The sequence below is a fragment of the Methanospirillum sp. genome, assembly GCF_035406105.1.
Lineage (GTDB): Archaea > Halobacteriota > Methanomicrobia > Methanomicrobiales > Methanospirillaceae > Methanospirillum.
In genome coordinates this window covers 1-8,818 of the sequence record NZ_DAONKG010000100.1, presented here as the reverse complement: position 1 = coordinate 8,818, position 8,818 = coordinate 1, and the positions used below count along the sequence as shown (strand labels likewise).

The 8,818-nt window shown below is 49.5% G+C and carries 10 protein-coding genes and 2 tRNA genes; 6 read left to right on the top strand and 6 right to left on the bottom strand.

The features are described 5' to 3' along the window. The 3 genes from PLA23_RS07380 to PLA23_RS07370 all read right to left on the bottom strand — a co-directional run. The coding region (locus PLA23_RS07380; RefSeq protein WP_324474675.1) for a hypothetical protein at positions 1–714 on the bottom strand (714 nt) is incomplete at its 3' end. A gap of 68 nt (positions 715–782) precedes the next feature. Then, a tRNA-Asp gene (locus PLA23_RS07375) sits at positions 783–855 on the bottom strand. Positions 856–863: 8 nt separating this feature from the next. Continuing rightward, positions 864–969 (bottom strand) — tRNA-Tyr (locus PLA23_RS07370). A gap of 157 nt (positions 970–1,126) precedes the next feature. Between PLA23_RS07370 and ppsA the strand changes: the two genes are divergently transcribed. Genes ppsA through PLA23_RS07345 form a run of 5 tightly spaced genes read left to right on the top strand, consistent with a single transcriptional unit; the run spans position 1,127 to position 6,573 of the window. Beyond that, complete coding sequence (gene ppsA / locus PLA23_RS07365) at positions 1,127–3,415, top strand: phosphoenolpyruvate synthase (RefSeq protein ID WP_324329868.1); 2,289 nt, start codon at positions 1,127–1,129, stop codon at positions 3,413–3,415. Beyond that, entirely contained in the window at positions 3,405–4,514 is a 1,110-nt protein-coding gene (gene mfnA / locus PLA23_RS07360) for a tyrosine decarboxylase MfnA (RefSeq protein WP_324474672.1), read from the top strand. Before ppsA ends, mfnA begins: the two co-directional genes overlap by 11 nt. Then, on the top strand, positions 4,495–5,043 hold the full coding sequence (gene hpt / locus PLA23_RS07355; protein WP_324329871.1) for a hypoxanthine/guanine phosphoribosyltransferase: 549 nt from the start codon (positions 4,495–4,497) through the stop codon (positions 5,041–5,043). The genes mfnA and hpt overlap by 20 nt, the downstream gene beginning before the upstream one ends. Further along, on the top strand, positions 5,027–5,968 hold the full coding sequence (gene dph2 / locus PLA23_RS07350) for a diphthamide biosynthesis enzyme Dph2 (RefSeq protein WP_324474670.1): 942 nt from the start codon (positions 5,027–5,029) through the stop codon (positions 5,966–5,968). Before hpt ends, dph2 begins: the two co-directional genes overlap by 17 nt. Next, positions 5,965–6,573 carry an METTL5 family protein gene (locus PLA23_RS07345; protein WP_324331894.1) on the top strand — a complete coding sequence of 203 codons (609 nt, stop codon included), beginning with the start codon at positions 5,965–5,967 and terminating at the stop codon, positions 6,571–6,573. The genes dph2 and PLA23_RS07345 overlap by 4 nt, the downstream gene beginning before the upstream one ends. A gap of 42 nt (positions 6,574–6,615) precedes the next feature. On the opposite strand, the gene PLA23_RS07340 is transcribed toward PLA23_RS07345, so the two are convergent. Both PLA23_RS07340 and PLA23_RS07335 read right to left on the bottom strand, forming a co-directional pair. Next, positions 6,616–6,795 (bottom strand): hypothetical protein, encoded by a 180-nt coding sequence (locus PLA23_RS07340; protein WP_324331895.1) that lies wholly within the window; start codon positions 6,793–6,795, stop codon positions 6,616–6,618. Between the two features lie 88 nt (positions 6,796–6,883). Continuing rightward, positions 6,884–7,336 carry a DUF371 domain-containing protein gene (locus PLA23_RS07335; RefSeq protein WP_324474668.1) on the bottom strand — a complete coding sequence of 151 codons (453 nt, stop codon included), beginning with the start codon at positions 7,334–7,336 and terminating at the stop codon, positions 6,884–6,886. Positions 7,337–7,367: 31 nt separating this feature from the next. Between PLA23_RS07335 and PLA23_RS07330 the strand changes: the two genes are divergently transcribed. Continuing rightward, positions 7,368–7,949, top strand: coding sequence for an HVO_0476 family zinc finger protein (locus PLA23_RS07330; RefSeq protein ID WP_324331897.1), 582 nt, complete (start codon positions 7,368–7,370; stop codon positions 7,947–7,949). Positions 7,950–7,954: 5 nt separating this feature from the next. Here the strand turns inward: PLA23_RS07330 and PLA23_RS07325 are convergent, their stop codons facing one another. After that, entirely contained in the window at positions 7,955–8,659 is a 705-nt protein-coding gene (locus PLA23_RS07325) for a hypothetical protein (RefSeq protein ID WP_324474666.1), read from the bottom strand. Positions 8,660–8,818: the final 159 nt, after the last annotated feature.

Below are 8,818 nucleotides of genomic sequence, written 5' to 3'. Positions count from 1 at the left end.
TGCCGGTGCTCCTTCCTCATTGGTCATGGCAAATTCAGTGCTTGCTGTCCCCGCTGCATAGGGTATACCTGATGACATATCTGGGTGAATACCGATCAGATACCGGAGCTCGGCAGGGATGGTGTTGTCTGTGCCGACCGAACGGGCCCGGGCCATCGTTGCTATCTGACCGCTGGTCATATCAACCGCTGATGCCCCTTTGTAATAACTATTAAAACCACCGACATACTCACCGATGATGTCAGCAACGAGTGGGTTTCTCACCGAACGATTGACCTTGGTATAATTGCCTGAGTTGAACATCTCAAGTGAGTCCGAAGAGGTCATTTTACTTCCAATCTCAGGATCAGTGAGGTAGGTTGAGACGATCTTTGAGTCAACATTAAATGCCCCTTTCTGCTGTGGACCCTCATCAATCTTCAGACCCTTGCTCTGCGCAAGGTACCCTCCGTTTGTAGCCATATCACTTTTGTAGACAACTGAGGAGACACGCTCTCCATCATAGAGAAATCCTCCTTCATGACCCCCATGACTGCTCGTCTCCAGCTGGTACTGCTGGTGAGATGACATCGACCCGATGACTTCAAGATAGGTCTCTGACGGTATCTGCCTGTTCGTTGTGTTGGTCCCGTTTGGGAGAATATCTGCCGATGCTGTGAATATGAGCAATAACATCAGACTGATACTGAATAATACAGGAATTTTCGTATTCATAGACGGCACCGGAATTGTCTTCATAGGTATTGGAATGATTACTATAGAAGATTGCCGGAAAAATCAGACGCCCAGATCGGAATTCGAATCCGAGTCGTCGGCGTGACAGGCCGACATGATAGGCCACTACACTATCTGGGCTGGGCATATCCCGCCTCCCGGATTTGAACCGGGGACATCGCGGTAGCTGCGCTCTTGCCTCAAACGGCAAATCAGTCTACAGCCGCGCACTCTACCAGTCTGAGTTAAGGCGGGATTGTGCTCTATAAGGTGGTAAACTCAAACATATATAGATATCCATTCTCATTTCATCTGATGTATCATATGCCCCCCTGATCAGGCTATGAACCGGGGGCTTTCGAAAAAACTCTATTACACGTCAAATGGAATACATAGTCACAGGTTAATCTTCATGACGGGAGTTCCAGACATTCTTTGGCTTGAGGAGATCCGGAAAGAGGATATCCCATCAGTTGGCGGAAAAGGTGCTTCTCTTGGGGAAATGGCCTCTATAGGGCTTCCCGTTCCTCCGGCTTTTGTCGTTACCAGTCAGGCATTCAGACGGTTTTTAGTCCAGACGGGTCTTGAAAAACCCCTCTATTCTCTCCTTGAATCACTGAATGTCGATGATAATGATGCGCTTGAATCTGCGGCAAAAAAAGCCAAGGATCTGGTTCTACAGGCAAAAATGCCCGAAGACCTCAAGAGCGAGATAGGGATCGCATATGAAAAACTCTCCCGGACTGGAGAAGTTGTTGCCGCCCGGTCAAGCGCGACTGCAGAAGACCTTCCTGATGCAAGTTTTGCCGGGCAGCAGGAGACAATACTCAACATCAGAGGGATTGAGAACCTTCTGAACGGAATTCATGAATGCTGGGCATCCCTTTATGGTGCCCGTGCCATATACTACCGGGCAAAACAGGGTTTTGATCACCACACGGTAAATATCGCTGTGGTTGTTCAGCAGCTTATTCCATCAGAGAAGGCAGGGGTCATGTTTACCTCTCATCCGGTGACCGGCGAGCCACTGACCATCATAGAAGGATCCTGGGGGCTTGGTGAGGCTGTTGTATCAGGAGCCGTGTCCCCGGACAATTATGTCTATGATCGCCGGCTTGAGCGGACGACAGACCGGCTTGTCTCACCCAAATTGATTGAGATTGTTCCTGATGGCACATATGGGACTATCACACGGAATGTCGAAAAAGCACGTCAGGAACAGCAGATTCTCTCTGATGATGAAGTGAAACGACTTGCAACCTATGGTATTGTATCAGAGGAGCATTATGGGGTGCCTCAGGATATGGAGTGGGCTATTGTTGGAGACAAAATATATATTCTCCAGTCCAGGCCTATTACCACAATCAAGGGTGCAACAGGGATGAAAAAAGAAGAAAAGGCCGGAACTGCTGAAACAGTCATCCTTCAGGGACAGGGTGCATCACCAGGTATTGCAAGCGGCCAGGTGATCATCATCGAAGATGTCAGGGATATCGGAAAGGTAAAGGAAGGTGACATTATGGTCACCAGAATGACCAATCCTGACATGGTGCCGGCAATGAGAAAGGTTGCAGCCATTGTGACCGATGAGGGAGGAATGACCTGTCATGCAGCTATCGTCTCCCGTGAGCTCGGAACACCAGCCGTAGTAGGGACCCGGAAGGCAACCCAGATCTTAAAAGACGGCCAGATGATCACCGTCGATGGGGAGAAGGGCCTTATCTATGATGGTGTGATAGCGCAGGAGACTCCGAAGGCCATGACAACCCATGACCAGGCGATCGCAGCACCGGCAAAGATCATCACCGCAACATCAGTCAAGGTCAATGTATCCATGCCTGAGGCTGCACAACGTGCAGCAGCTACCGGTGCTGATGGTGTCGGTCTTCTTCGGATTGAACACCTTATCCTGGGTCTGAATAAAACGCCAAACTGGTATATCCAGAATCACCGGGAAGAGGAGTTCATTACCGAACTGATGAACGGCATTAAGGTTGTGCTTGACGCCTTCCCCGGAAAGCCAGTATGGGTCAGAACTCTCGATGCACCCACGGATGAGTTCAGGAATATGCAGGGCGGGGAGAACGAACCGATCGAGCACAACCCGATGCTGGGGTGGCGCGGAATCAGGCGTGATCTTCAGAGCCCTGCCCAGTTCAGACTTCAGATTGATGCATTCAAACGGCTCTGGGATCTTGGGTATGATAACCTTGGTATCATGTTCCCGATGGTCTCCCACCCCCGTGAGTTCATCCAAGCAAAAGAACTCTTCAGGCAGGCAGGGGTTGATGTCGAGCATGTTGATCTTGGTATCATGATCGAGATTCCGGCAAGTGCGGTTCTTGTTGAGGACTTTATCAGGGCAGGAATCAAATTTGCCTCTTTTGGAACCAATGACCTAATCCAGTACACCATTGCCATCGACCGCAACAATGAGAACGTCACTGACATGTACTGGCCAAAGCATCCGGCAGTCCTTGCTCTCATTGATCAGGCCATCCAGGCCTGCAGAAAAGGCGGGGTTGAGATCTCCATCTGTGGTCAGGCAGGAAGCGAACCTGACATGGTTACCTGGCTCGTCGAACACGGCATAACCAGTGTCTCATCCAATATTGATGCAATTGCCAAGATCCGCGAGACAGTTGCACGGACCGAGCAGCGGATCATCCTTGATGCGGCGAGAAGACCTTATGGATGCTGAAGGCCTCTCAGCCGACGAACTTTTCTGTTTTTTAAAGGCAAAACGAAAGGAGGATTTTTCCTATTCGCATATCCTCTCGTCCATGTGCACAACACCGCATCCGGTTGCCGTAGAGGCACATAATCTGTTCATGGAGACGAATCTTGGTGATCCCGGGCTTTTTCCGGGGACCGCAGACCTGGAAGACCGGCTGATCCGATGGTTTGCAGAACTCTACCATGAGCCGTCAGCTGGTGGCTGCACAACATCAGGCGGGACAGAATCAAACATCCAGGTGCTCAGGTTTTGTAAAAAGACAAAACAGGTAAAAGAGCCAAATATCATTGTTCCTGCTTCTGCTCACTTTTCATTTGAGAAAGCATGCGGGATGATGGATATTGAGATGCGGATTGCCCCGGTTGATGACCAGTACCGGATGGTGACCGATGCAGCCGGAGAACTGATTGACTCAAATACCTGCTGTATTGTTGGTGTTGCCGGGACCACCGAATATGGCATGACCGACCCTATTCCTGCGCTTGGAAAGATTGCAGAACAGGAGGGGATTCATCTTCACGTGGATGCCGCCTTTGGCGGGTATGTACTGCCATTCCTTGATCATGCCCCTCCTTTTGACTTCTCAGTCCCTGGTGTCGGTTCAATATCCGTCGATCCACACAAGATGGGAATGAGCACCATCCCTTCAGGTGTTCTCATGGTACGGGATGAGCATGTCTTTTGTAATCTCCTTGTAGAGACCCCGTACCTTACCACAAAACAGGCCTACAGCCTGACCGGAACACGACCTGGTGCATCAGTTGCTGCAGCATATGCAGTTATGGCATACCTTGGGCGAAAAGGGATGAAAGCACTCGTTACCGGCTGCATGGAAAATACAAGACGGGTGATCGAGGGTATGGAAGCATTTGGCGTCAACCGGAAAGTAACGCCTGATGTGAATGTTGCAACCTTCGATCATGTCAGTGTACCTGCTCCCTGGACCGTCTCTTATACCAGAAAGGGCGACCTTCGGATCGTCTGTATGCCGCATGTTACCCGAGATGTAGTAGAAGCCTTCCTGTCAGATTTTGGAGAATCATATGTATCCCATATTAGCTGATTCACTTGTTACCTGCCCGATTGTAAAAAAAGGTGAATATAATTATTTTGTTCATCCGATCACCGATGGCATCCCTGATATCGATCCAGGTCTTCTTCGTGAGATTGCTGTCGGTATGATCAGACGGCTCAATCTTACTGATGTCAAGTATATCGTCACCGCCGAAGCGATGGGTATTCCCATTGCAACGGCCATCTCCCTCATGACGGATATTCCGGTCAACATCATCAGAAAACGAAGATACGGTCTTCCAGGTGAGTGTGATGTCTGTCAGGTCACCGGGTATTCAAAGGGCGAGATGTATATCAACGGAATTTCCAAAGGTGATCGGATCGTCATCGTTGATGATGTTATCAGCACCGGCGGAACCATGAACGGTATTATCGAAGCACTGGAGAGTATTGGTGCAGAGATAGTTGACATCGCTTTTGTGATCAAGAAAGGAAAGCCAATCTTAAAGCTCCCCTATTCCTATCTGGTCGCTATTGAAGTGACCGACACGGTGAGAATCGTTGATCAGTCTGCCTGACCTTCACCAGCGGCTCATCGATCAGAAGTGCCGCACAATCGCACTTCAGGCTCCGGAAGGATTAAAACGATACCTTCCCCGGCTGGCAGGAGAACTCCGGAACCTTGGATATGAGGTTATCATCAGTGGTGATCCCTGTTATGGCGCCTGTGACCTTGATCTCCGTGCCAGGGATATGGCAGATGTTCTTGTTCATATCGGTCATACCCCGGTTGATGAGACCAAAGGGGTACTCTATGAACTCTGGCCGGTTGACGGGGATCTCTCAGTGATTTCACAGGTAATACCAAGACTGGCCGGAAAAAAAGTTGGACTGGTCACAACAGTCCAGCATATTCATCTTCTTTCTGATGCGGCAGAAATCCTGCGCCATGCCGGGATTGAGCCGGTCATTGCCTCCCCATCACCACGCACGCCCTGCAATGGCCAGGTCCTTGGGTGCTCATTTGATGCGGCAAGAAAAACACAAGCAGAAGAGATCATATTTCTTGGGACCGGACTCTTTCATCCCACCGGAATAAAACTTGCAACCGGTGCCCGTGTGTTTGCATGCGATCCCATTACCGGCAGGATAGAGGAACCGGATGCGGACCGGTTACTGCGGGTGCGGTTCGGTCTGATTCAGAAGGCACAGAGTGCAGAATCCTATGGGATTATCGTCTCATCAAAGACCGGACAGTGCAGATCTGCACTTGCCGATCACCTGTGCAGGCTCTCAGACAAGGCATACAAGATCATGCTCAGGGAGGTTACTCCTGATCAGTTGCTCAACCTTGGATTTCCCTGCTATGTAAATACCGCCTGTCCCCGTCTTGCTTATGATGACCAGGTCAGATTTTCTGTTCCGATTCTGACACCGATAGAGTTTGAGATAGTCTGTGGTGTACGGGATTTTGAACATTACCGAGTGGACGAGATCGTATGAAACTCAGGCAACTTGAGATGCTGCTCGAGCGGGTTTCAGGCTTTGACAATCCTTCAGCAGAACGGGAACAGTATCAGACACCTGCACCCCTTGCTGCACGGCTTATCCATATGGCAATGCTTGCAGGTGATATTACCGGCCACAGAGTACTGGACCTTGGAACCGGAACTGGCATTCTTGCGATTGGAGCAGCACTCCTTGGAGCTGAGGTCGTCGCGATTGAGGATGATGTTGAGGCCATCAGGATCGCTGAAGCAAACGCCCGTGATCTTGGGTGCAGCATCAGGTTTATCAGGACAGATATTACCGATAATGAGGCAGGGGAACTCATTCCTGAGTGCGACACCGTCCTTATGAATCCTCCCTTCGGAGCACAGACCGAACATGCCGATCGGCCGTTTCTCGATATGGCTCTTATAAAAGCGGATGTCATCTATGGTATCTTTAATGCTGGGTCCGGCCCATTCATTTCCGAATATATCGCGGGAAGAGGTGTTATTACCGCTTCAGTACTGGCCGGTCTTACCATTCCCCGGACATTCTGGTTTCATACAAAGGACCGGCATGAGATTCCGGTAGAGATACACGTCATCAAACGTATTTAAAAGAGAATATTGTGCAGAGAGATCCCTGCTTTCATAGTGATTTTAATCCTTGACGAGAATAAATCCGATACCGGCAAGCATAATACCAATGAGCAATGCAACAATCCCAATTGCACCCTTGACGACATTGATGACATCAGGAAGGAAATACCATATACCATAGGCACCACCAATAACGAGTAGGATGCCGACAATTAACATTCCAAGTCCCATTTTATCCATGTGATGAATCCTCCATCTTGTATTACTATTACAGGTTTGTTGTGAGGATATTTATATATCATTCCAAATTATTGACTTTTTACCAGTACTAAGGAGAAAATCCAGAACCCCCGTCAGTATATTCAGCAACCAGCACAACCTCCAGCTCTGCCCCTCTGGCAAGCAGATGAATCATCTCACGTGGCAGATCACGGGCTGTATGATCAGAAAAAACTCCTATCGTCCGATTACAGGTGTATGCTGATCGTCGCCAGACCAGATCTGTCGGATGAGTAAGGGATAGGCCGGGATCTCCCTGAGACGATATCTGCACCATATACGGGCCGCAGGTGAGTGTGGTGATAAGCCGGGACCCCGGATGCTGCAGTATATCACGAAACCGGCGGCTGAGATCAAGCGCTCCCTTGTCTGAACCCACTGCGATAATGCAGCTGCCAGCCAGGGAAAGCTCGTGTTCTTTTGTTATCTCAAATGTTGTGCGATGGTTTGCCGTTATATTCGGATGTCCGCAGGCTGTGAGATACTCTTCCTCCCTGACCATGTATTTACACACTCTCTTCCATGTGTTATCAATGGATCTGATAGATGCGTATTGTGCCACCTGTAAGGAAGAGACAGAACAGGAGGTTTTGAGTGAAGCACGCGATCTCATCATCCGCTGCACCGTGTGCGGTCTGACATCCCGAAGGCCTCTGCCTCCTGAGCCCGAACCGATCTATGTCAAGACAATCGTGAGCAGGGAGGCTGAATCCTATGTCGGACGGGCTGAACTGATGAAAGGAGAGATCGTCAGCGTTGGTGATCATATCGTTGCCGAGCGTGATGATGGCGAGGTGGCTGGTGTTGAGATCATGTCCCTCGAAGTTGGGGATAAGCGGGTTACAAAAGCTGCTGCTGAAGAGATTGACACGATCTGGTCACGGGCCATCGATGAGGTGATCGTACGGATATCAGTGCATGACGGGAAAAAGACAATACCCCTGTATGTCGCATGTGAGGGGGATGAACGGTTTACTATTGACGAGATTGTATCAATTGACCGAATCCGGGCCCGAATTGATCATATCTGTCTCAGAAATGGAATGATTCAAAGAAGAAAGGGGAAGTATGAAGTGGCAAACCGCATTAAGCGGATATATGCCTACCGGTTATAACCGGTTTATGATGTGGTCAGTTTGGTCAGGGTAATCTCAACTGTTGGATATCCATAATTTAATGTGATATTTGATGCATCCCGGTCAACAACGGTTGCGGTCCTGAGGTATGACGTCGGCGTTGTATTGTCCAGAGGGATCTGCGGCTGGTCGATAAAGGCTAACGGGACCTGATCTCCTTTCTGGACATTCGCGTAACTCTCTCCGGTGATGTTGACAAACTGCTCAATGCTCATCTTCCGTGACATCTGTCCGGCATATGGATAGGTCAGAACCTTCGATTCCCCGACACCCATACCGGCGATTGAGTTGCTTATCATATCAACCTCCGGCCCGAAGAGACCGAACTCCATGACGCCGTATTCATTATACGGATTTACCACCTGAATCGGGATAAGGTCCTCACCGGATGAGACATTGACCCTGACCGGGAGCGGGTTGGCCTTAAAGGTCATGACCTTCGGGTCCTGTGCCTTGGTGATGACAGAAAGGACACTGGTTACAACCGGACGGTCCTGCGCGTCACGGAAAGTAAAATCAACGAGTGCGGTGTTCCCCGGCTTTGCCTGCGTGAAGATGTTCAGCCATGACATACCGAACATTGATACAACCATAAAGACAGCCATCAGAACACAGATTGCGACGATTCCAATTTTCGTCCAGTTTTTCTCTTCTTTTTTTTCTGAAGGCTGGTGGCGGAATCCTTTCATTCCTATTACGTAATCCCTGCCGGAAGATAAAGGATACAACTCGTAATTGACTGGTCATGCATTCAGGCACATCCCTCTGGCAGAAACGATGGATTCATACCTGCAAAGGGTAAGTAGATTCGTATGGAAAAAATGAGGGTCCGTGATTACATGACCACC